This is a genomic window from Silanimonas algicola (assembly GCF_054777375.1).
Map to the genome: position 1 here is coordinate 876,419 of NZ_BAAHAS010000001.1, position 19,801 is coordinate 896,219.

Annotated in this window: 16 protein-coding genes; 7 read left to right on the forward strand and 9 right to left on the reverse strand. The window is 70.6% G+C overall.

What is annotated here, in order from left to right; translation table 11 throughout:
• Positions 1-28 precede the first annotated feature (28 nt).
• The 3 genes from ACYVAK_RS04140 to ACYVAK_RS04150 are packed head-to-tail and all read right to left on the reverse strand — an operon-like array spanning position 29 to position 4,076.
• A complete protein-coding gene (locus ACYVAK_RS04140) occupies positions 29-2,173 on the reverse strand; it encodes a putative bifunctional diguanylate cyclase/phosphodiesterase (RefSeq protein ID WP_461058247.1) in 2,145 nt (714 codons plus the stop codon).
• A gap of 21 nt (positions 2,174-2,194) precedes the next feature.
• Positions 2,195-3,238, reverse strand: a complete 1,044-nt coding sequence (locus ACYVAK_RS04145) for a saccharopine dehydrogenase family protein (protein WP_461058249.1) — start codon at positions 3,236-3,238, stop codon at positions 2,195-2,197.
• A gap of 13 nt (positions 3,239-3,251) precedes the next feature.
• Positions 3,252-4,076, reverse strand: coding sequence for an SDR family NAD(P)-dependent oxidoreductase (locus tag ACYVAK_RS04150; protein ID WP_461058251.1), 825 nt, complete (start codon positions 4,074-4,076; stop codon positions 3,252-3,254).
• Between the two features lie 72 nt (positions 4,077-4,148).
• Here ACYVAK_RS04150 and ACYVAK_RS04155 point away from each other — a divergent pair, with 72 nt between their 5' ends.
• Entirely contained in the window at positions 4,149-4,919 is a 771-nt protein-coding gene (locus tag ACYVAK_RS04155; protein WP_461058253.1) for a glucose 1-dehydrogenase, read from the forward strand.
• A gap of 42 nt (positions 4,920-4,961) precedes the next feature.
• On the opposite strand, the gene ACYVAK_RS04160 is transcribed toward ACYVAK_RS04155, so the two are convergent.
• The 4 genes from ACYVAK_RS04160 to ACYVAK_RS04175 all read right to left on the reverse strand — a co-directional run bounded on the left by ACYVAK_RS04160 (position 4,962) and on the right by ACYVAK_RS04175 (position 8,357).
• Positions 4,962-5,300 (reverse strand): hypothetical protein, encoded by a 339-nt coding sequence (locus ACYVAK_RS04160; RefSeq protein WP_461058255.1) that lies wholly within the window; start codon positions 5,298-5,300, stop codon positions 4,962-4,964.
• A gap of 100 nt (positions 5,301-5,400) precedes the next feature.
• Positions 5,401-6,741: a sensor histidine kinase gene (locus ACYVAK_RS04165; RefSeq protein WP_461058257.1), complete on the reverse strand. Its 1,341-nt coding sequence runs from the start codon at positions 6,739-6,741 to the stop codon at positions 5,401-5,403.
• Positions 6,738-7,415, reverse strand: a complete 678-nt coding sequence (locus ACYVAK_RS04170; RefSeq protein ID WP_461058259.1) for a response regulator — start codon at positions 7,413-7,415, stop codon at positions 6,738-6,740. The genes ACYVAK_RS04165 and ACYVAK_RS04170 overlap by 4 nt, the downstream gene beginning before the upstream one ends.
• Positions 7,416-7,526: 111 nt before the next feature.
• Positions 7,527-8,357 (reverse strand): PepSY domain-containing protein, encoded by an 831-nt coding sequence (locus ACYVAK_RS04175; protein ID WP_461058261.1) that lies wholly within the window; start codon positions 8,355-8,357, stop codon positions 7,527-7,529.
• A gap of 217 nt (positions 8,358-8,574) precedes the next feature.
• Here ACYVAK_RS04175 and ACYVAK_RS04180 point away from each other — a divergent pair, with 217 nt between their 5' ends.
• The 3 genes from ACYVAK_RS04180 to uvrD all read left to right on the forward strand — a co-directional run bounded on the left by ACYVAK_RS04180 (position 8,575) and on the right by uvrD (position 13,792).
• Complete coding sequence (locus ACYVAK_RS04180; protein WP_461058263.1) at positions 8,575-9,273, forward strand: glutathione S-transferase N-terminal domain-containing protein; 699 nt, start codon at positions 8,575-8,577, stop codon at positions 9,271-9,273.
• Between the two features lie 94 nt (positions 9,274-9,367).
• Positions 9,368-11,572: a S9 family peptidase gene (locus ACYVAK_RS04185; protein WP_461058638.1), complete on the forward strand. Its 2,205-nt coding sequence runs from the start codon at positions 9,368-9,370 to the stop codon at positions 11,570-11,572.
• A gap of 36 nt (positions 11,573-11,608) precedes the next feature.
• Positions 11,609-13,792 carry a DNA helicase II gene (uvrD, locus tag ACYVAK_RS04190; protein ID WP_461058265.1) on the forward strand — a complete coding sequence of 728 codons (2,184 nt, stop codon included), beginning with the start codon at positions 11,609-11,611 and terminating at the stop codon, positions 13,790-13,792.
• 33 nt (positions 13,793-13,825) lie between these two features.
• Here uvrD and ACYVAK_RS04195 read toward each other — a convergent pair whose 3' ends face one another.
• Complete coding sequence (locus ACYVAK_RS04195; RefSeq protein ID WP_461058267.1) at positions 13,826-15,667, reverse strand: serine/threonine-protein kinase; 1,842 nt, start codon at positions 15,665-15,667, stop codon at positions 13,826-13,828.
• Between the two features lie 119 nt (positions 15,668-15,786).
• On the opposite strand from ACYVAK_RS04195, the gene ACYVAK_RS04200 reads away from it, so the two are divergent.
• Positions 15,787-16,884, forward strand: coding sequence for a TRAP transporter substrate-binding protein (locus tag ACYVAK_RS04200; RefSeq protein WP_461058269.1), 1,098 nt, complete (start codon positions 15,787-15,789; stop codon positions 16,882-16,884).
• A gap of 27 nt (positions 16,885-16,911) precedes the next feature.
• Here the strand turns inward: ACYVAK_RS04200 and xth are convergent, their stop codons facing one another.
• Entirely contained in the window at positions 16,912-17,694 is a 783-nt protein-coding gene (gene xth, locus ACYVAK_RS04205; RefSeq protein ID WP_461058271.1) for an exodeoxyribonuclease III, read from the reverse strand.
• Positions 17,695-17,788: 94 nt separating this feature from the next.
• Between xth and ACYVAK_RS04210 the strand changes: the two genes are divergently transcribed.
• Positions 17,789-18,793, forward strand: a complete 1,005-nt coding sequence (locus ACYVAK_RS04210) for a GGDEF domain-containing protein (RefSeq protein WP_461058273.1) — start codon at positions 17,789-17,791, stop codon at positions 18,791-18,793.
• Positions 18,790-19,794, forward strand: coding sequence for a GGDEF domain-containing protein (locus ACYVAK_RS04215; RefSeq protein ID WP_461058275.1), 1,005 nt, complete (start codon positions 18,790-18,792; stop codon positions 19,792-19,794). The genes ACYVAK_RS04210 and ACYVAK_RS04215 overlap by 4 nt, the downstream gene beginning before the upstream one ends.
• Positions 19,795-19,801 lie beyond the last annotated feature (7 nt).

Genomic DNA, 19,801 nt, shown 5'->3' on the forward strand with positions numbered 1-19,801 from the left:
GAGGACGCGCGTGGCGGCGCGATCCTGCTCAACCGCGCTGCGCCCTGATCATGGCCACGACGTCCTCGAACGGCGCCGGGCGCCCCAGCAGGTAGCCCTGCAGCTCGCCGCAGCCGTGCTCGGCGAGCCAGTCGCGCTGAGGCTCGGTTTCGACGCCCTCGGCCACGGTGTCGAGGCCGAGGCTGCTGGCGAGCAGGATCACCGAGGCGCAGATCGCCTCGTCGTCCGGGTCGCCGCCGAGGCCGCGCACGAAGCTGCGGTCGATCTTCAGCCGCTGGATCGGCAGGCGCTTCAGGTACGAGAGCGAGGAGTAGCCGGTGCCGAAGTCGTCCACCGCGATGCCGACGCCCAGCTTCGCGACCCGACGCATCTGCTCGATGGTGCTCTCGGCGTTGACCATCAGCACGCTCTCGGTGAGCTCGAGCTCGAACGCGCCGTGCGGAAGGGCGAACTCCTCGACGATCGCTTCGATGTCCTCCAGCAGGTTGTGGTGCAACTGCGTGGCCGAGACGTTCACCGCCAGACGCACGTCCCCGAGGCCCTGCGCGACCAGCTCGGCATGGCGCCGCGCCGCGTCCCGCAGCACCCACCGGCCCACCTCGACCATCAGGCCGCTCTCTTCGAGGGCATCGATGAAGTGGCCGGGCGCCAGCAAGCCGCGCTGCGGATGGCGCCAGCGCAACAGCGCCTCCAAGCCCTGCGCGCGACCGTCCCAACGGAACTGTGGCTGGTAGTGCAGCTCGAACTCCCGCCGCTCGACGGCTTCGCGCAGCTGCGAGATCAGGAACAGCCGCTCGGTGGCGCCCTGGTCGAAGGCCGGCTCGTAGCCGACGGCGCAGTTCCGCCCGCGGGCCTTGGCTTGGTACATCGCGATGTCGGCGCGCTGCAGCAGCACGCCGGCCTCGTCGCCGTGCTGTGGGCAGCGGGCATAGCCGATGCTGGCGGTGACGTAGTGCATCGAACCGGCCAGTTCGACAGGACGACGCAAGGCCTCGGTGATGCGGTCGACGACCCGCAACACGTCCGTCTCCACTTCGCCGAGCAGCAGGACCACGAATTCGTCGCCGCCGAAACGGGCCACCGTGTCGGTCTGCCGCAGGCAACCCTGCAGGCGACGTGCCACGGTGCGCAGCAGCTCGTCGCCGGCGGCATGGCCGAGCGAATCGTTGACGAGCTTGAAGTTGTCGAGGTCGACGAAAAGCACGACGAGGTTCAAGCCGAAGCGCTTGCTCTCGCGCAGCGCCTGCGCCAACCGGTCGCGGAACAGCTGGCGGTTCGGCAACGTGGTGAGTTCGTCGTGGGTCGCGCGATGCGCCAACGCCTGCTCCGTGGCCACGCGCTCGCTGACATCGATCTGCGAACCGACGTAGTGGGTGAGCACGCCTTTGGCGTCGCGCACCGGCGACACCACGAGGTCGATCCAGTACGCGCTGCCGTCCTTGCGGAAGTTTCGCAGCAGCACCTGGCCGTCACGCCCCTCGCGCAGGGCATGGCGCAGCGTCTCGAGGCCGGGCTGTTCGCGCTCGGCGCCCTGCAGGAAGTTCAGGTTCCGGCCGAGCAGCTCTTCGGCCGGGTAGCCGCTCATCGCCTCAAGCGCGGAATTCACGTACACCGTTGGCCAACCCTGGCGCTGCGCATCGACAATGGCCACGCCGGTGGTGGTGGCGTCGAGCGCGCGTTTCAGCAGCGCGAGCCGATCGACGGCGCCGAGCTCTTCGCTGATGTCGGTCACGCCGCCGATGGCGCGCACCGGATGCCCGGCCGCGTCGCGCAGGATCATCAGGCGGTCGCGGGCGTGGCCGACGCTGCCGTCGGGCCTCTCGAAGCGATAGGCGACTTCCCACTCGACCATGCCGGTGTTGAGGGCCTGGGCATATCCCTGGCGGACCCGGTCGCGGTCCTCCGGATGGACTTTGGCGAGCCAGTCGGCGATCTCGTGCGCGGCGGCGTCGGCCGGCAGCCCGAACATGCGGCAGAAGGCCTCGCTGCGCCACAACGTGTTGCGCTCGAGATCGGCGTCATAGATGCCGTCGCTGGTGGCACGGGCGATCAGGGCGAAGCGCTCCCGCTCTCGCGCTTCGCGACGCCGCGCCCGCCACAGCGCGAGCAGGGCCACGGCCATCGCCGCAAGAAGTGCGAGGATGGCGAGTGCGGACGGTGACGTGGCGGGCATGGGGGCTCCCTGGAGACGCCCTCAGCCTACCAGCGCGACCCCGGGCAGGCCGAGCACGTAATCCGCGCCCATCAGCATGGATGGGGTCTTGAACCCCGGATCGGCAGGCCCCGCGAGCAGTCTCGCGGCGATGCCGAGGGCCGCCGTCACAGTCAGCTCGTAGCCATTGGGCGTGCGCAGCTGGCGCTTGAGCTCGCGGCCATCCGGCGTGCGCGCCTCGCCCCAGACCAGCGTATCGGTCTTGCCGCGCCTCGCCTCCGAAGGGCCACGCACGCTCTTCTCGACGCGGGCCTTCATGAAGCGCTGCACGGGGCCCAGGCCCAGCAGGGGCCGGACAAGGCGCAGGCGCCGGACGCGACCGATGACCGCCGGCGGCACCGCCATGTAGACCTCGATGTCCGGGATGCCCGTACTGACGTAGGCCGTGTACACGTCGCCCCAGGGGATGGTCATGGCCGTGCGGGGTTCGCCGTCGCGATCGAAGGTGCGGCTCTTCCACGCCAGCGGCACCGTGGTCATCTGGCCACCGATGCGGGCGCGGCCGCCCTTGCCGAGGCCCTCGACACTGGTCTTGGCCGTTCCCGGGCTGGGGCCGCCGCCGGCTTCGAAGGCCAGCACGAGCGAGCTGGCGTCGGGCAGGTCGCGCTTGAGCTGCGCGGCGAGGCAATCGGTCGGCACGACGTCAAAGCCGGAACCCGGCAGCACGACGATGCCGGCCGCCTTCGCCCGCGCATCCTGCTGGTGGCAGTGCGCGAAGACGTCGATCTCGCCGGTGATGTCGAGGTAGTGCGCCTTCGCGCGCAGGCAGGCCTCGAGCATCGGCGCGCAGGTTTCCGAGAACGGCCCGGCGCAGTGCAGCACGAGGGTGACGCCGCGCAGGCCCAGGTCGAGTGCGGAGGGCTCCAAGCCGAACACGCGCACCTCCAAGCCACCGAGCTCGCGCGCCATCGCCTCGAGCTCCTCGCGGCGGCGGCCGGCGAGGATGGGCTTCATGCCGCGCGCCACCGCGGCCTTGGCCATCAGGCGACCGGTGTAGCCGTTGGCCCCGTAGATCATCCACGTCATCGCATCGTCTCCGTCAGCCGCGGCGCATCGCGCCAGCGGTCTCCATCAGCTTCTTGAAGTACCAGTCCGGGAACCAGCGCTTGAGGCGCCAGCGCATCGGCTCGTGCTTCGTCGGCAGCACGAGGAAAGTTCGGGCCTTTAGGGCGGCGTAGGTCGCATCGGCGACCGAATCCAGCGTGTCGGGACTCTTGTCCATCATCCGCGAGGCCATGCCACGGACCTTGGGGTCGCCGTGGAAGTTCTCCAGCAGGTTGGTGCGGAAGAACGCCGGGCACAGCACCGAGACGTCGACCCCGGTGCCGTGCATCTCGGCGCGCAGCTGCTCCGAGAAGGCCACGACGCCGGCCTTGGCCACGCCATAGCTCATGATGCCCGGTGCGCCGGCGAGGCCCGCGAAGCTCGCGGTGCTGATGACATGACCTCGGCCCCGCTCGACCATGCCGGGCAGGAAAGCCAGCGTGCCGCGCACGACGCTGAGCAGGTCGACCTCGATCAGGCGCCGCCACTCGTCCATGTCGGTGCCCAGCAGGGGACCGCCGCTGGCGATGCCGGCGTTGTTGACGAGCACGTCGACGCCGCCCACCACGGCTTCGACTTGCCCCTTCAACGCGACGACCGAATCGTCGTCGCCGACGTCGACGTGGAACGCATGGTGGCCACTGCCAGGCAGGCCGGTCGCCGCGGCTTGCGCGCGCGCCGCGTCGAGATCGGCGACCAACACCTTCGCGCCGTCGCGGGCATAGCGCTGTGCGAGGGCGAGGCCCAGGCCGCTGCCTCCTCCGGTGATCAGGACGCGCTCAGGCGCGGTGGCGGCGGGATTGATCGAGCCAGCGGTCATTGGCGGTCCGTACGGTCGGGTGTGGTAGGTTCGCGAGCCTAGCGCAAAGCGCTCCGTGCGATGGAGTAGACGATGAGTGACGCCTCGACCCTTTTCTCGCTGGCCGGCCGCACCGCCCTGGTGACCGGCGCCTCGCGCGGCATCGGCGAGTCGATCGCCCACCTGCTGGCGGCGCAGGGCGCGCACGTGATCTGCACCAGTCGCAAGCTCGACGGCTGCGAGGTCGTGGCCGAGGCCATCCGTACGGCCGGCGGCAGTGCCGAGGCGCGGGCCGTGCACATCGGTGATCCGGCCGCGATCGAGGCGCTGTTCGCCGCGCTGGACACCGAGGGTAAAACCGTCTCGCTGCTGGTCAACAACGCTGCGGCCAACCCCTACTTCGGCCCGATGTTGGACATGGACCTCGTGGCCTACGAGAAGACCGTCGAGGTGAACCTGCGCGGCTACTTCTGGGCCACGGTGCAGGCCGCGAAGCGGATGGCGAAGGCCGGCGGCGGATCGATCGTCAACGTGGCCTCGGTGAACGCGAAGCGCCCGGCGCCCGGCCAGGGCATCTACTCGATGACCAAGGCCGGCATCGTCAACATGACGGAAGGCTTCGCGAAGGAGTTGGCGGCGCAACGCATCCGGGTCAATGCCGTGCTTCCGGGCCTCACCGACACCAAGTTCGCCAGCGCCATCACCGGCAACCCGAAGATGATGGGGATGATGAGCCAGCTGATCCCGCAGGGCCGCGCCGCACAGCCCGACGAGATCGCGCCGGCGGTGCTCTTCCTGCTCAGCGACGCGGCGAGCTACGTGACCGGCACGACGCTGACCGTCGACGGCGGCTACCTGGCGTAAGCCGCATCCCGGCGCGCGCTGCGCCGGGGCGGCCTGCTGCGCTCACCAGTCGTAGCGGCGGTCGAAGGTGACGACGCTGCCATCGGCTCGCGTCAGGGTCCGGGCGTAGAGCTCGCGCGGCCCAAGGTCGTCGTCGACGAAACCGTGCACCGTGACGGCCTCGCCGACATCCGCCGGCACCCAGTTCGGACCCACGTAGACGCGGATGCTGCCGCTGGTGTCGGCAAGGCGGAACTCGTCTTCGTCGGTGATGCGTTCGACGGTGCCTTGCACCGTGACCATGCTGCCGCGCTGGGCGTCGGCGATGGGGGTGATGCGCTCGGCGGAGAAGGCCAAGGCAGGCGAAAGCGCGAGGATCAAGGCAATGGCGAGGGTCTTCATGGCAGGTCTCCGTGGGTAGGGGCGTGTCGCGCCGGAAACACTCCGGCGCCATCCACGGCAGCCATGCTGGGCGCCACGCCTGACGAGAGCCTGACGACGCTCAGCCGCACCTGAACCGCAGTCGAAACACCGCACCGCCATCGGCGGGCGACTCCACGAACACGTCGCCGCCCTGTGCACGCTGCACGCGCTCGACGATCGCCAGGCCGAGACCCGCGCCACCGGGCTCCGCATCGGCACCGCGCCAGAAGGGTTGGAACAGCGATCGCCCGGCACCCGGCGGAATTCCCGGCCCACGATCGCGCACGCACACCTCGGGGCCGGGCCCGACCGTGACGTCGACCACGCCCGCCCCCCCGTGGACGATCGCGTTCTCGACGAGGTTGGAGAGCGCAAGCTCGAGGGCGTCGGACTCGGCGGCGACGATGATCGGCACCGCCGGGAGTTCGAGGGCGAGTTCCACCCCGCGCAAGGCGGCGAACGCGGCCAGCGCGGTGGCGACGCGCGAGGCCACCGCACCCAGGTCCGTGCGCACGGACTCGTCGACCTGCAAGGCATCGGCGTTCGCCGAGGCGAGGACCTGGCGCACCGTGCGGGAGAGCGCGACCACGTCGGCACGAAGCTGGTCGGCCGCGGGCCCGGGAGGAAGCGCGTCGAGGCGCGCGGCCAGCACCGCCACCGGCGTGCGCAGGGCATGGGCGGCCTCCGCGGCCCGCCGCTTCTCGGCGGACAGCGCGTCGTTCAGGCGATCCAGCGAGCGTCGCGTCGCGTCGACGAGGTCGACGACCTCGGAGGGCAGGTCACCGGACGGCAAGGGCGCGGGCGGATGCCCGGGGCGCACGCTCCTCGCCCAGCGCGCCGCGGCCGTGACCGGGGAGAGGCCGCGCCGGATCAGCACGGCGTTCGCCGCGATCAGCAGCACGACCACTGGGACGATGGGCAGCCAGATGTGGCCGACGAACTCCGCGAGCAGCGCACGCGGCAGCAGGTGGGCGGGATCCTCGCGCATCACGAAGACCAGCCGGAGCTCGCGGCCGCCCAGGGTGGCCTTCTTGGACGCGATCAACAGCGAGCGAGCGCCCGAGGTGCGGTGTGCGAGCCAGTCATCGGCGAACGCGGCCTCCTCGAAGGCGCGGCGCGGGACGAGGCCGGGGTTGGCCGCGTCGAGCACCCGCCCGTCGGCATCCGCGACCACGAACGCATAGGCGTCGGGATGCGCGTCGTACAGGGCACGCGCCGACGCGGCGACGCGACCCGACGCGGGATCGACGGCCTCCGCCACGAGGCCGAGCCGGTGCTCGACGACCTCGCCCTCCATCGCCCGGCGATCAACGCCGTAGTACAGGCCGACGGCCAGCATGTTCACCACCAGCGCCGCGGCGGCGATCACGAAGAGGCGCGCGGTGAGGCGCGAGGCGAGCGAACGCGGCGTGTCGATCATGGCGAGGCCTCCTTCGCCAGCATCCAGCCGATGCCGCGCACGGTCACGATCGGCAACGGGCAACCGGCCGCGGCCAGCGCGCGGCGCAGGCGCGACATGCCCGCCTCGAGCGCGTTCGGCCCGACCTCGTCGTCGAAGCCGTAGATCGCCTCCTCGAGGGCCCCGCGCGCCACCACCCGACCCGCCGCGCGCATCAGCTGCTCGAGGATGGCCGTCTCGCGCCGGCCCAGGGCGACGGCACGGCCATCGGCGGTCACGCTGCGATGCACGGTGTCGAAAGCGATCGGCCCCACCTGCAAGGTGGTCGCGGCACGCTCGCCGGGGCGGCGGAGCACCGCACGGCAGCGCGCCGCCAACTCCGACATCTCGACCGGCTTGAGGATGTAGTCGTCGGCACCGCCATCCAGGCCGGCGAGGCGATCCTCCAGCGCGTCACGGGCGGTGAGGACGATCACCGGCACGCGCCCGCCGTCGCGCAGCGCCGGCAGGAGGCGAAGGCCGTCACCATCAGGCAGGCCGAGGTCGAGCAGCACCAGGCCGTAGTCGGCCGTACCCGCCATGGCCCGCGCCTCGCGCGCCGAAGCGGCGTGGTCGACAGTGAAGCCGGCACGCGTCAGCGCCGCCGCCACCGCGGCGGCCAATGGGGGGTGGTCTTCGACCAGAAGCAGGCGCATCGAGCAGTCCGGTGGCAGGCGTTCGTCAGGGAGCGTGCCACAGCACGCAACGCACCCGCCCCGCAGGGCGTGGCCCTGCGGGGCGGGTGGGGGACGGCACGCAGGGGGCGGTCAGTCGCGCGCTTCGCGCAGGATGACGCCGGTCCGCGCATCGACGTACAGCTCGACGCGATGGCCGCGCGGGTTTCGTGCCTCCACCTCCCACTTGCCGTCATCGATCTTGATCGGGCGGATCTGGGTGTAACCCAATGCAGCAAGGCGGGAGGTGACCTCTGCGGCCGACAGGAACGGGCCGGCAGCGCCCGGGCCGTCTTCACGCCATTCGCGGAGAATCGCACCGGTCCGAGCATCCAGATACGCCTCGACCCAGTAGCCGGCCGGATGGCGGGCCTCGACTTCCCACTTTCCGTCATCAAATTCGATGACGCGGATGCTGGAGTAGCCCAAGGAGAGCAGTCGCGCAGTGATGTCAGCCGCACTGAGGAAGCCCGCGTTCGCCGGGGGCGTGCCGTACCGCGTTTCCGACACGACGCGACCGTCGAACCCGTGGACGAGGAGTTCGACGCGGATCCCGTCGCGATTCAGCGCCTCGACCTCCCAGAGGCCGTCGTCGAAATCGAACCCATGAAGGTCGCGGTAGCCCTGCGCCGACAGCAGGCGGCGGATCTCTTCGATCGTCAGGCCGCCCTGCCCGCCCTCGCCGACCGCGTCGACCGTTCGCTGACCTTCGTCAACCAGCAGATAGACGGAGCGTCCGTCCTGCGAGGTGCCCTCCGCGGTCCACAGACCGTGACGCCGTTCGAGCTCATGGATCGCCACGAAACCCCGGGCGTCCAGTAGGCCGATGATGCTGCGGGCATCCATCGGAGTGGCGGTGTCATTGGCGCTAGCGGCGCTGGCTGCGAGGCCGGCGAGGGCGATTGATAGAAGACGCGATGTCATGGGAGCACCTATGGGCAGAGGTTTCAGGAATGACGGAACGCCAGACCCTGCGGTGGCGGTCACGTGACGTACCTTGCCCCCGCTCCCTGACGGCAGCCTGACGCGCCACCCCGGGCCGAATGCGAGCCTCGGTCGCTCTCGGTTCAGATGGGGCCTTGACCGCCGCGGTGAGGACGAAACGCTAAGCTCCGGGCTTCGCCCCGCGACGCCGCACGCCATGATCGACTTGCACTACTGGCCCACGCCCAACGCCCACAAGGTCACGCTGTTCCTCGAGGAAGCCGGCGTGCCGTACACGCTGCACCCGGTGAACATCGGCGCGGGCGAGCAGTTCCGCCCCGAGTTCCTCGCCATCGCGCCGAACAACCGCATGCCCGCGATCGTCGACCACGCGCCGGCCGACGGCGGGGCGCCGATGAGCGTGTTCGAGTCCGGGGCCATCCTCCTCTACCTCGCCGAGAAGACCGGCCGCTTCCTGCCGGCCGATCGGCGCGGCCGCACCGCCACGCTGGAGTGGCTGTTCTGGCAGATGGCGGGGCTTGGCCCGATGACGGGCCAGTACGGCCACTTCCACGTCTATGCCCCGGAGACGATCCCCTACGCGCAGGAGCGTTACGCCCGCGAGGCGCAGCGCCTGCTCGGCGTCCTCGACCGCCGCCTCGAGGGCCGGTCCTTCCTCGCCGGCGACGACTACACGATCGCCGACATGGCCTGCTATCCGTGGATCTCGCCGTACACGAAGGCGCCGCTCGACCTCGAGCCGCATGCGAACCTGCGCCGCTGGCGCGAGGTCATCGCCGCCCGCCCGGCCACGGCGCGCGCCTATGCCGTCGCCAAGGACCCGCGCTTCGCCCGGCCTGCCGAACTCAGCGACGAACAGAAGCGCATCCTGTTCGGCATCACGCCGAAATCCTGATCCCTACGCCCCGCACGACCACGACGGACCGCCGCGCATGCGCCTCCTTGCCGCCTTCACACTCGCCGCCTGCGGCGCCCTCGCCCTGCCTGCCATGAGCTCGACGCCCGCTGCCACGCCCACCGCCACGACGCCGCGCCTGACCCTCGAGGCCATCACCGGCGACACGCCGCTCTCCGGCCCGACGCTCGTGCAACCGCGGTTCTCGCCCGACGGTACGCGCATCACCTTCCTCAAGGGCAAGGCCGAGAACCGCAACCAGCTCGACCTCTGGGCCTTCGACGTGGCGACCACGCAGGCTGCGCTGCTGGTCGATTCGAAGGCGCTGCTGCCGGACGGCGAAGGTGAACTCAGCGACGAGGAGAAGGCCCGCCGCGAGCGCCAGCGCACCGCCGCGCTGTCCGGCATCGTCGAGTACGCGTGGTTCCCGGATTCCCGCCGCCTGCTGTTCCCGCTCGGCGGCGAGCTCTACCTGTTCGACCTCGGTGCGCCGGACGCCGGCGCGCGCAAGCTGACCTCGGGCGAGGGCTTCGCCACCGACCCGAAGGTCTCGCCGAAGGGCGGCTTCGTCAGCTTCATCCGCGGTCGCAACCTGTGGGTGGTCGAGGTCGCCACCGGCAAGGAGGCCCAGCTCACCCATGACGGCAGCGACGTGATCGGCAACGGCGTCGCCGAGTTCGTCGCCGACGAGGAGATGGGCCGCCACACCGGCTACTGGTGGGCGCCGGACGACAGCGCCATCGCCTTCGCCCGCATCGACGAGACGCCGGTGCCGGTGCGCGAACGCTTCGAGATCTACCCGGACCGCACCGAAGTCGTGCGCCAGCGCTACCCGGCCGCCGGCGAGCCGAACGTGCTGATCCAGCTCGGCGTCATCGCGCCGACCGCGGGCGCGTCGCCGCGCTGGCTCGACCTAGGTGCGGAACCCGACGTCTACCTCACCCGCGTGGACTGGGCCGCACCCCAGCGCCTGCTGTTCCAGCGCCAGAGCCGCGACCAGCGCAAGCTCGAGCTCATCGAGGCCGACCTCGCCAAGGGCGCGCAGCGCACCCTGATCACCGAGCGCAGCCGCAGCTGGGTGAACCTGCACGACCTGCTGCACGTCATGGGCGACGGCCGCCTGCTGTGGGGCAGCGAGCGCAGCGGCTTCATGCACCTCTACCTGTTCGATGCCGACGGCCGCGACCCGCAGCCCGTCACCCGCGGCGACTGGATGGTGGAAGACCTGCTGGCCGTCGACGAGGCGCGCGGCGTGGCCTACATCACCGGCACGCGCGATGGCGCGCTCGAACGCCACGTCTACCGCGTGGCCCTCGATGGCGGGAGTGATCCCGTCCGGCTGACCCGCGACGCGGGCATGCACGCGGCCAGTTTCGACCGCCAGGCGGAGCGCTTCGTCTCGCTGTGGTCGAACGCCACCACCCCGCCACAAACCCAGCTGTTCGACCGCGACGGCGCCCTGCTGGCCACCCTCGTCGAGAACACGCTCGCCGAAGGCCATCCCTACTTCGCCTACCGCAGCATCCATGCGCCGGTCGAGTTCGGCACGATCAAGGCGGCCGACAACCGCACTGAACTGAGCTACAGCCTGATCAAGCCGCCGGGTTTCGACCCGAGGAAGAAGTACCCGGTCGTCGTCTACGTCTACGGCGGTCCGGCAGCACAGACGGTGACCAACAGCTGGCCCGGCCGCGGCGACCATTTCTTCAGCCGCTACCTCGCCCAGCAGGGCTACGTGGTGTTCTCGCTCGACAACCGCGGCACGCCGCGCCGCGGCCAGGCCTTCCTCTCGGCGCTGTACCGCCGCCAGGGCACGGTCGAGGTCGAAGACCAGCTCAATGGCGTGGCTTGGCTGCGCGCGCAGCCTTGGGTGGATGCCCGGCGCATCGGCGTGCACGGCTGGAGCAACGGCGGCTACATGACCCTGATGCTGCTGGCCCGCAGCCGCGGCGCCTACGCCTGCGGCGTGTCCGGCGCGCCGGTGACCGACTGGGCGCTGTACGACACGCACTACACCGAGCGCTACATGGACCTGCCGCAGGCCAACCCCGAGGGCTACGACAAGGCCCGCGTGCTCGCCCACATCGACGGCCTCACCGAGCCGCTACTGCTGATCCACGGCATGGCCGACGACAACGTGCTGTTCTCGAACGCCACCGTGCTGATGAGCGCCCTGCAGCAGCGCGGCCAGCCCTTCGAGTTGATGACCTACCCGGGGGCCAAGCACGGGCTGCGCGGTGCCGACGCGCTGCACCGCTACCGGGTGACGGAAGCCTTCTTCGCGCGCTGCCTGAAGTGACGTGGCGGGCGCGCGGCGCCCGTTACAATCCGGGGCATGGACGTCTCCTTTCTCCTCGACGGGCTGAACGAAGCCCAGCGCGAGGCCGTTTCCGCGCCGCCGGGCCACTACCTCGTGCTCGCCGGCGCCGGCTCCGGCAAGACCCGCGTGCTCACGCATCGCATCGGCTGGCTGCATGCCGTCGAGGGCGTGCCGCTGTACGGCCTGCTCGCGGTCACCTTCACCAACAAAGCGGCGCACGAGATGCGCCACCGCATCGCCGCCACGCTGGGCGTCGAAACGCGCGGCCTGTGGGTGGGCACCTTCCACGGCATCGCCCACCGCCTGCTGCGACTGCACTGGCAGGAGGCCGGCCTGCCCGAAGGCTTCCAGATCCTCGACGCCGACGACCAGCTCCGGCTGGTGAAGCGCGTCATCGCCGACCTCGACCTCGACGACTCGCGCTTCCCGCCGCGCCAGGTCGTGTGGTGGATCAACGCCCGCAAGGACGAGGGGCAACGACCCGAGAACATCCAGATCGCCGGCGGCGACTACCTGGGCAAGGAGATGCTGCGCGCCTACGCCGAGTACGAGGTGCGCTGCCGCCGCGCCGGCCTCGTCGACTTCGCCGAGATCCTGCTCCGCGCGCACGAGACCCTGCGCGACCACGAAGCGCTGTTGGCGCACTACCAGCGCCGTTTCACGCACCTGCTGATCGACGAGTTCCAGGACACCAACGCCATCCAGTACGCCTTCGTGCGCCTGCTGGCCGGCGCGCGCGGCCAGGTGTTCATCGTCGGCGACGACGACCAGGCCATCTACGGCTGGCGCGGCGCCAAGGTCGAGAACGTGCAGAAGGTGCTGGCCGACTACCCCGGCGCCCGCACGGTGAAGCTGGAGCAGAACTACCGCAGCACCGGCACCATCCTCGCCGCCGCGAACGCGGTGATCGGCCACAACGCCGACCGGCTCGGCAAGAACCTGTGGACCGAGGCCGGCGACGGCAACGCCATCGACGTCTACGCCGCGTACAACGAGATGGACGAAGCGCGCTACATCGTCGAGCGCGTGCGCCAGCACGTGGCCGCCGGTGGGCGGCTCGTCGACTGCGCCATCCTCTACCGCAGCAACGCCCAGTCGCGCGCCATCGAAGAAGAGCTGCTGAAGACGCAGGTGCCGTATCGCGTGTACGGCGGCCAGCGCTTCTTCGAACGCATGGAAGTGAAGGACGCCCTCGCCTACCTGCGCCTGTTCGCCTCGCGCAGCGACGATGCCGCCTTCGAGCGCGCGGTGAACACGCCGCCGCGCGGCATCGGCGAGAAGACGCTGGACGAAGTGCGCCGCGCCGCCCGCGAAGGCGCCGAACCGCTGTGGCATGCCGCGCGCCGCCTATCGGCCACGGGGGCGCTGGCCGCCCGTGCAAAGAATGCGCTGGCCGCGTTCCTCGACCTCGTCGATCGGCTCGCCGAGGAAGCGCGAGACCTCGACCTGCCGGCGCAGGTCGAGAAGGCCATCACCGACACCAAGCTTCGCGAGCACTACGACAAGGAAGGCAAGAACCAGCTCGACTCGCGCATCGACAACCTCGACGAGCTCGTCTCGGTGGCCAGCCGCTACGCGCGCACCGAGGACGTCGACGCCGACATGCCCGAGCTGATCGCCTTCCTCGGCTATGCGGCCCTTGAAGCGGGCGAATCACAGGCCGACGTCGGCAGCGACGCGGTGCAGCTGATGACCCTGCACACGGCGAAGGGCCTCGAATTCCCCTTCGTCACCCTGGCCGGCGTCGAGGAGGGGTTGTTCCCGTCGATCCGTTCCACCGAAGGCGACCGCCTCGCGGAGGAACGGCGCCTGGCCTACGTCGGCATCACCCGCGCCCGCGAGCAGCTGCTGATCACTTACGCCGAATCGCGCCGCCTGCACGGCCAGGAGCTGCTCGGCGCGCCGTCGCGCTTCCTGCGCGAGGTGCCCGAGGCCCTGCTGCGCGAGGTGCGGCCGAAGGTGGCGGTGTCACGCCCGTCGGCGGGCGGTGCCTGGGCCGGCGAACGCGACGTGCAGTACGCCGACAGCACGCCGCTGAAGGGCTTCAAGGTCGGACAGCGCGTGCGCCATCCGAATTTCGGCGTCGGCGTGCTGAAGAGCGCCGAGGGCAGCGGCAACCACGTGCGCGTGCAGGTCGATTTCGAGACCGGTGGCGCGAAGTGGCTGGTGCTGGCGTATGCGCCGCTGACAGCGGCCTGAGCGCGACGGGGTCGCGCTCGTTCCAGCGCCGACCTACTGCGCGCCGGGCGCACCCACCACGCCGTCCAGCCGCCCGCGGATCGCCTCGTCGGCCTTGGCGTCGGCGTTCATCGCGGTGTACTCGACGCGCGACCGGAAGCCGGGGCCCAGCGCCCGTCCGGCCGGCCCGAAGGCGCGCACGCTGAGCTGTCCGATGATCATCTCGCTGCTGCGGCCGTAGAACTGCAGCGGCTGCGTACCGGTCTGGTCGAAGGTCACGCGGATCACGCGGTCGGCGCCGTCGGGGTTCTCGGTCAGCTGCCAGCCGGCATTGCTCGCGCGATCCTCGAGGGCCTGCACCACCGGGATGATGATCGCCGGGTCGCCGCTGCCGACCACCGCCACGGTGGTCGCAGCACGCACGGCGGCGCGACGCTCCTGGCGGGCTTCGCGGCGTTCGGCTGCGACGGCCTGCGGCGGCGACGCGGCGCCCGCCAACGGTTCGCGGAGGAGGTCATCGGCCGGCGGACCGGCGGCGGCCTCCGCCCCCCCCGTGGCCAACGCGGCAGCGGCGACCGACGTCGCCGTGGCCAGCCCGCTGCCTCCCACAGGGCCTTCCGCCACCGGCACCGGCGGGGCATCACCCTGCCCGCCGCCATCGGCAAGCCCGACAGCCGGCGGCTCGCCCGGCGGCGTCGCGGCAGGGGCAGCCTCGATCGTCGTCGACGGCGTAGCGGCTTCAATGACGGGCGCGGCCTGATCCACGGCGTCGGGGGCGAAAAACCGATAGGCCCCGAACGCTGAAGCGCCGAGCACGCCCACCAGCAGCACGCCGGCAACGAACATCGGCGCCTTCGACGGGGGGCGATCACCCGCCGGCGTGGACATCGACCGCGGCGAACCGCCAGGGAGGGTCGGCGGCTCGGCGGGCGCAGTCGCGTCGGCAGGCGCGGAGACGACGACCGGCGGCGGCGTCGGGCGGCGTTTCGCGGTGGGCGTCGTCGGCGGTGCCGAGTACAGCGTCGACGCGGCGCCGCTGGGCTTGCGGACCTGCAGGGCGAGCTGCGTCGCCTGCCCGGCAACCAGCGGGTGGCGCTCGAGGTCGCCGATCAGCTCGGCGGCGCTCTGGTAGCGATCACCCGGTTCCTTCGCCACCAGACGGGTGAGGATGGCCGCGGTGTCGGCATCGACCTCGGCGTTGATGGCACGGATGTCCGGGATCTCGGCCTGCACCACATCGAGCATCAGCTTCAGCGGCGACTCGTCGGAGAACGGCAGGCGGCCGGTCAGCGCCTCGAACATGACGATGCCGAGCGCGAACAAGTCGGAACGCGCATCGACGGCCTTGCCGAGGCAGATCTCCGGCGAGAGGTAGCCCGGCGTGCCGACGAACTCACCGGTGCCGGTGAGCTTGGCGTCGAACTCCTGCCGCGCGAGCGCGATGCCGAAGTCGGCGATCTTCACTCGGCCGCGGAGATCGAGCATCAGGTTCGCGGGCTTGATGTCGCGATGCACGACGCCGCGCTCGTGGGCGGTCTGCAGGCCGCGCGCCGTCTGCAGGAGGATCTTCAACACGTCGGCGGTGGGCAGGCGTCCTTCGCGCTTGACCAGCTGCGAGAGGCTCTCGCCTTCGACGAATTCCATCGCGAAGAACGGCTGGTGGTTCTCCTGGCCGATGAAATAGACCTGGATGATGTGGGGGTCGTTGAGCGCCGCCATCGAGCGCGCCTCGCGGAGGAAGCGTTCAACGAGGTTGTGGTCGTGCGCAAGCGCCGGAGAGAGCTCCTTGATGGCGACGTAGCGCGTCAGCGCGGGCTCGTAGCCCTTGTAGACGACGCCCATGCCGCCGCGGCCGAGTTCGGCGACGATTTCGTAGTGCCCGAGGCGTTCTTTCATGGCGTCGCATCCGTCGCGGCAGGGGGATGGATGGAATCCTACGCCCTCGGCGCGCGGCTGCAACGCAGCCGCGACAGGGCCCGTTGCTACACTCGGACGATCCGATCGGAGGGGCATCGATGAAGCGTCGCGACATCCTGAAAGGCGTGGGCATGGCCGCCGCGGCCGCGGGCCTGGCCGCGTGCAGCCAGTCCGGCCCGGGCACCGGCACGGCGATCGCCGACGAGGGCCCGCGCCAGTGGAAGATGGTGACCAGCTGGCCGACCAATTTCCCCGGGCTCGGCACCGGCGCTGCGCGTCTGGCCGAGCGCATCACCCAAGCGACGGGGGGGCGCATCACGGTGAAGGTGTTCGGCTCCGGCGAGCTGGTGCCGCCCTTCGAGGTCTTCGATGCCGTGAGCCGCGGCACCGCCGAGATCGGCCACAGCGCCGCGTACTACTGGAAAGGCAAGGCGCCCGCGGCGCCCTTCTTCTGCGCCGTGCCCTTCGGCCTCAATGCGCAGGAGATGACCAGCTGGCTGCGCGTCGGCGGCGGCCTCGAGCTGTGGCGCGAGCTGTATGCGCCGTTCAACCTCGTGCCGTTCCCGGCGGGCAACACCGGCGTGCAGTTGGCCGGCTGGTTCCGCAAACCCATCAACGGCATCGGCGACCTCCAGGGCCTGAAGATGCGCATCCCCGGCCTCGGTGGCGACGTGTTGCAGGCCGTGGGCGGCGTGCCGGTGAACCTGCCGGGCGCCGAGATCTTCAGCAGCCTGCAGAGCGGCGCGATCGACGCCGCCGAGTGGGTGGGCCCCTACAACGACCTCGCTTTCGGCCTGCACCGCGTGGCCAAGTTCGCCTATTTCCCGGGCTGGCAGGAGCCGGGACCGACGCTCGAGGCGATGTTCAACAAGACCGCCTACGACGCGCTTCCGGACGACCTGAAGGCCATCCTCGACGCCTGCTGCGCCGCCGTGAACGACGAGATGCTCGCCGAGTACACCGCGCGCAACCAGCAGGCGCTCGACAGCCTCGTCCGCGAACACGGCACGCAGCTGCGCCGACTGCCCGACGACGTCCTCGGCGCCCTGAAGCGCGCCGCCGACGACGTGCTCGACAACCTCGCCAACAGCGACCCGTTCGCCCGCCGGGTGTGGAACTCGATCCGCGCCTTCCGCGCACAGGCGCAGGCGTGGCACTCGGTGTCGGAAGAGGCGTACTACCAGGCAAGGCGCTAGGTTCCCTGAGCCCGCCGGCCCGCGCCGTCAGCCGGACAACGTCACCATCGCCGGCGCATGGTCGGACGGGCGCTCCCAGGTGCGCGGCTCGCGGTCGATCGAGGCCTCGGTGCAGCGGCCGGCCAGCGCGTTCGACAGCAGCACGAGGTCGATGCGCAGCCCGAGGTTGCGGCGGAAGCCTGCGGCCCGGTAATCCCACCAGCTGAAGACGCCCGCGTCGTCGTGCTTCAACCGGAAGCTGTCGACAAGCCCGAGGTCGAGCAGGCGGCGCAGCGCGGCACGCTCGGCCGTCGAGGTCAGGATGCTGTCGTCGTTCCAGGTCTTGGGGTCATGCACGTCGCGGTCGTCGGGGGCGATGTTGAAGTCGCCCAGCACGACGAGGTTCGGATGGCGAACGATTTCCTCCGCCAGCCAGCCGTGCACGGCCTCCAGCCAGCGCAGCTTGTAGTCGTACTTCTCGCTGCCGACCGCCTGGCCATTGACGACGTACAGGTCGACGATGCGCAGGTCGCCCACCGTGGCCGCGATCACGCGCTTCTGTTCATCGGCGAAGCCGGGGATGCCGACCTGCACGTCGGTCGGCGCGAGGCCGCTGGCGCTGCGCACCAGGATCGCGACGCCGTTGTAGGTCTTCTGCCCGGCGAACACCGAGCGGTAGCCCAGCGCGGCGATCTCGCTGTCGGGGAAACGGTGGTCCTCGAGCTTGGTCTCCTGCAGGCCCACCACGTCGGGCTGGCGGGAGCCGAGCCAGGCCAGGAGGTGCTCCTGCCGGGCGTTGAGGGAGTTGACGTTCCAGCTGGCGATCTTCATGCCCGGAGTGTACCGCCCGCTCCGGCCGGGATCGGCCTCGCGTTGCATGCGCACCGGGAACGGCTACGCTCGGCAGCTGGACGCCCGGATCCCCATGCCACCCTTCCTCGCCCGACCGCTGGCCCGCCTGCGGAATGACTTCCGCCTCAGCATCATCACCGTCTTCGGGGTGTGCGCGGTGGTGTCCATCGCTCCGTTCGCCGCGCTGCGCTTCTCGCAGGGGCAATGGCTGGCGGGCGTGGTCGACACGCTGATCGTGCTGGGGATCGTCGGGCCCTCCGTCTACGCGTGGCGGGGAGGCGACCTCGACCGGGCCGGCCTGTGCATCGCCGTGACGAACACGACGGGCGCGCTCCTGATCGTCGCCCTGCTCGGGAAGACCGGCGTGTTCTGGCTGTTTCCCACCCTGCTCGCGAATTCCTTCCTGATCCGTCCTGGCATCGCCGGCAGCCTTGCGCTGGGGGCCGTGACCTTGACGCAGCTCCAGCCGGACGCCTTCGAATCGACCGGCCAGCGACTGACGATGACCACCACGCTGCTGCTGGTCTCGCTGTTCGCTTACATCTTCGCCAAGCGGACTGCCATGCAGAGGCAGGCGCTCGAGGAGGTCGCCGCGCTCGACCCGCTCACCGGCGCGCGCAACCGGCGAGCCATGGAGGCCGAAGTCGCGATCGCGATCAACGCACACCAGCGCACGGGCCGCCCGGTCACGCTCGCCCTGCTCGACCTCGACCACTTCAAGCGCGTCAACGATCGCCACGGGCACGAGACCGGGGACCGCCTGCTTTGCGCCTTCGTCGAGCTCGTGCGCCGATCGACACGCGCGACCGACCGGCTGTTCCGCTTCGGCGGCGAGGAGTTCGTCCTGCTGATGGAACACACCGACGAGATCGGCGTGGCACGGGCCTTCGCCAACCTGCAGCAGCGCATCCACGAGGAACTCCGTGTGGGCGGGGAGCCGGTGACGGTATCCGTTGGCGCGGCGGTGCTCCGCCACGGCGAGAGCCGCGACGCCTGGTTCGCGCGCGCGGACGCCGCCCTGTACCGGGCGAAGCAGGAGGGCCGCGACCGGCTGGTGCTGGACGACGCCACGCCATGAGCCGCACCACCGCTCTCGCCAGCCTGCGCCAACGCATCCGCGCCGACTTCCGCCTGGGCGTGTACCTGGCCTTCGGCGTCCTGGCCGTCCTCATCCTGCTGCCGCTCGCTGTCGTCCGGGCATGGCAAGGCGCCATGGCACACGCCATCGCCGACATCGTCATCGTCGCATTCATCGTCGGCGCAACCCGCCACGCCTGGCGCGGTGGCGATCTCGACCGCCTGGGCACGGTGGTCGCGATCGCCTTGGCGGTCGGCGGGTGCGTGGTGGCCACCCTCACTCCCGCGGGCCTGTACTGGCTCTACCCGATCGTCATGGCCATCACCTTCATGGTGCGGCCGCGCGTCTCGATGCCGCTCTACGCCGGCGTGATCCTTTGGCTGGCCATCGAAGGCGATGCCCTCGCCCAGACGGGGCAGCCGCTCGCGGCCCTCGCGGCAATGGTGGTCAACGGCGTATTCGCGATGATCTTCGCGGAGCGCAGCAGCGAGCGCCGCGAGCAACTGGAGCAGCTGGCCACCGTGGACGCGCTCACCGGCGCCGAGAACCGCCGGGCGCTCGAGACGGAACTCGCGATCGCCATCGCCGGCTTCCGTCGCGATGCACGTCCGGTGGCGCTGGCCCTGCTCGATCTCGACCATTTCAAGTCGATCAATGACCGCTTCGGCCACGAGGAGGGCGATCGCGTGCTGCAGCGTTTCGTCACCGTGGTGCAGGCCTCGGTGCGTCGCACCGACCGGCTCTACCGCTATGGCGGGGAAGAGTTCGTGCTGCTGATGCCGGCCACCGATGCCTTGGGGCTGCAGCTGGCGATGAGCCACCTGCGGTCGCAGCTGCGCGCGACCCTCACCGTGGACGACAAGCCGGTCACGGTCTCGATCGGCGGCGCCATCCTGCGGAACGGCGAAGATCGGGACGCCTGGTTCACGCGGGCCGATGACGCGCTCTACCGGGCGAAACAACGTGGACGGAATCGCGTGGAGATCGACGAGGCGGAATGATGGCCGG

What these genes read in the sequence shown, in the direction of transcription:
- ACYVAK_RS04140 (WP_461058247.1), bottom strand. Translation starts at nt 2,173, where the DNA reads ATGCCCGCCACGTCACCGTCCGCACTCGCCATCCTCGCACTTCTTGCG.
- ACYVAK_RS04145 (WP_461058249.1), bottom strand. Translation starts at nt 3,238, where the DNA reads ATGACGTGGATGATCTACGGGGCCAACGGCTACACCGGTCGCCTGATG.
- ACYVAK_RS04150 (WP_461058251.1), bottom strand. Translation starts at nt 4,076, where the DNA reads ATGACCGCTGGCTCGATCAATCCCGCCGCCACCGCGCCTGAGCGCGTC.
- ACYVAK_RS04155 (WP_461058253.1), top strand. Translation starts at nt 4,149, where the DNA reads ATGAGTGACGCCTCGACCCTTTTCTCGCTGGCCGGCCGCACCGCCCTG.
- ACYVAK_RS04160 (WP_461058255.1), bottom strand. Translation starts at nt 5,300, where the DNA reads ATGAAGACCCTCGCCATTGCCTTGATCCTCGCGCTTTCGCCTGCCTTG.
- ACYVAK_RS04165 (WP_461058257.1), bottom strand. Translation starts at nt 6,741, where the DNA reads ATGATCGACACGCCGCGTTCGCTCGCCTCGCGCCTCACCGCGCGCCTC.
- ACYVAK_RS04170 (WP_461058259.1), bottom strand. Translation starts at nt 7,415, where the DNA reads ATGCGCCTGCTTCTGGTCGAAGACCACCCCCCATTGGCCGCCGCGGTG.
- ACYVAK_RS04175 (WP_461058261.1), bottom strand. Translation starts at nt 8,357, where the DNA reads ATGACATCGCGTCTTCTATCAATCGCCCTCGCCGGCCTCGCAGCCAGC.
- ACYVAK_RS04180 (WP_461058263.1), top strand. Translation starts at nt 8,575, where the DNA reads ATGATCGACTTGCACTACTGGCCCACGCCCAACGCCCACAAGGTCACG.
- ACYVAK_RS04185 (WP_461058638.1), top strand. Translation starts at nt 9,368, where the DNA reads ATGAGCTCGACGCCCGCTGCCACGCCCACCGCCACGACGCCGCGCCTG.
- uvrD (WP_461058265.1), top strand. Translation starts at nt 11,609, where the DNA reads ATGGACGTCTCCTTTCTCCTCGACGGGCTGAACGAAGCCCAGCGCGAG.
- ACYVAK_RS04195 (WP_461058267.1), bottom strand. Translation starts at nt 15,667, where the DNA reads ATGAAAGAACGCCTCGGGCACTACGAAATCGTCGCCGAACTCGGCCGC.
- ACYVAK_RS04200 (WP_461058269.1), top strand. Translation starts at nt 15,787, where the DNA reads ATGAAGCGTCGCGACATCCTGAAAGGCGTGGGCATGGCCGCCGCGGCC.
- xth (WP_461058271.1), bottom strand. Translation starts at nt 17,694, where the DNA reads ATGAAGATCGCCAGCTGGAACGTCAACTCCCTCAACGCCCGGCAGGAG.
- ACYVAK_RS04210 (WP_461058273.1), top strand. Translation starts at nt 17,789, where the DNA reads ATGCCACCCTTCCTCGCCCGACCGCTGGCCCGCCTGCGGAATGACTTC.
- ACYVAK_RS04215 (WP_461058275.1), top strand. Translation starts at nt 18,790, where the DNA reads ATGAGCCGCACCACCGCTCTCGCCAGCCTGCGCCAACGCATCCGCGCC.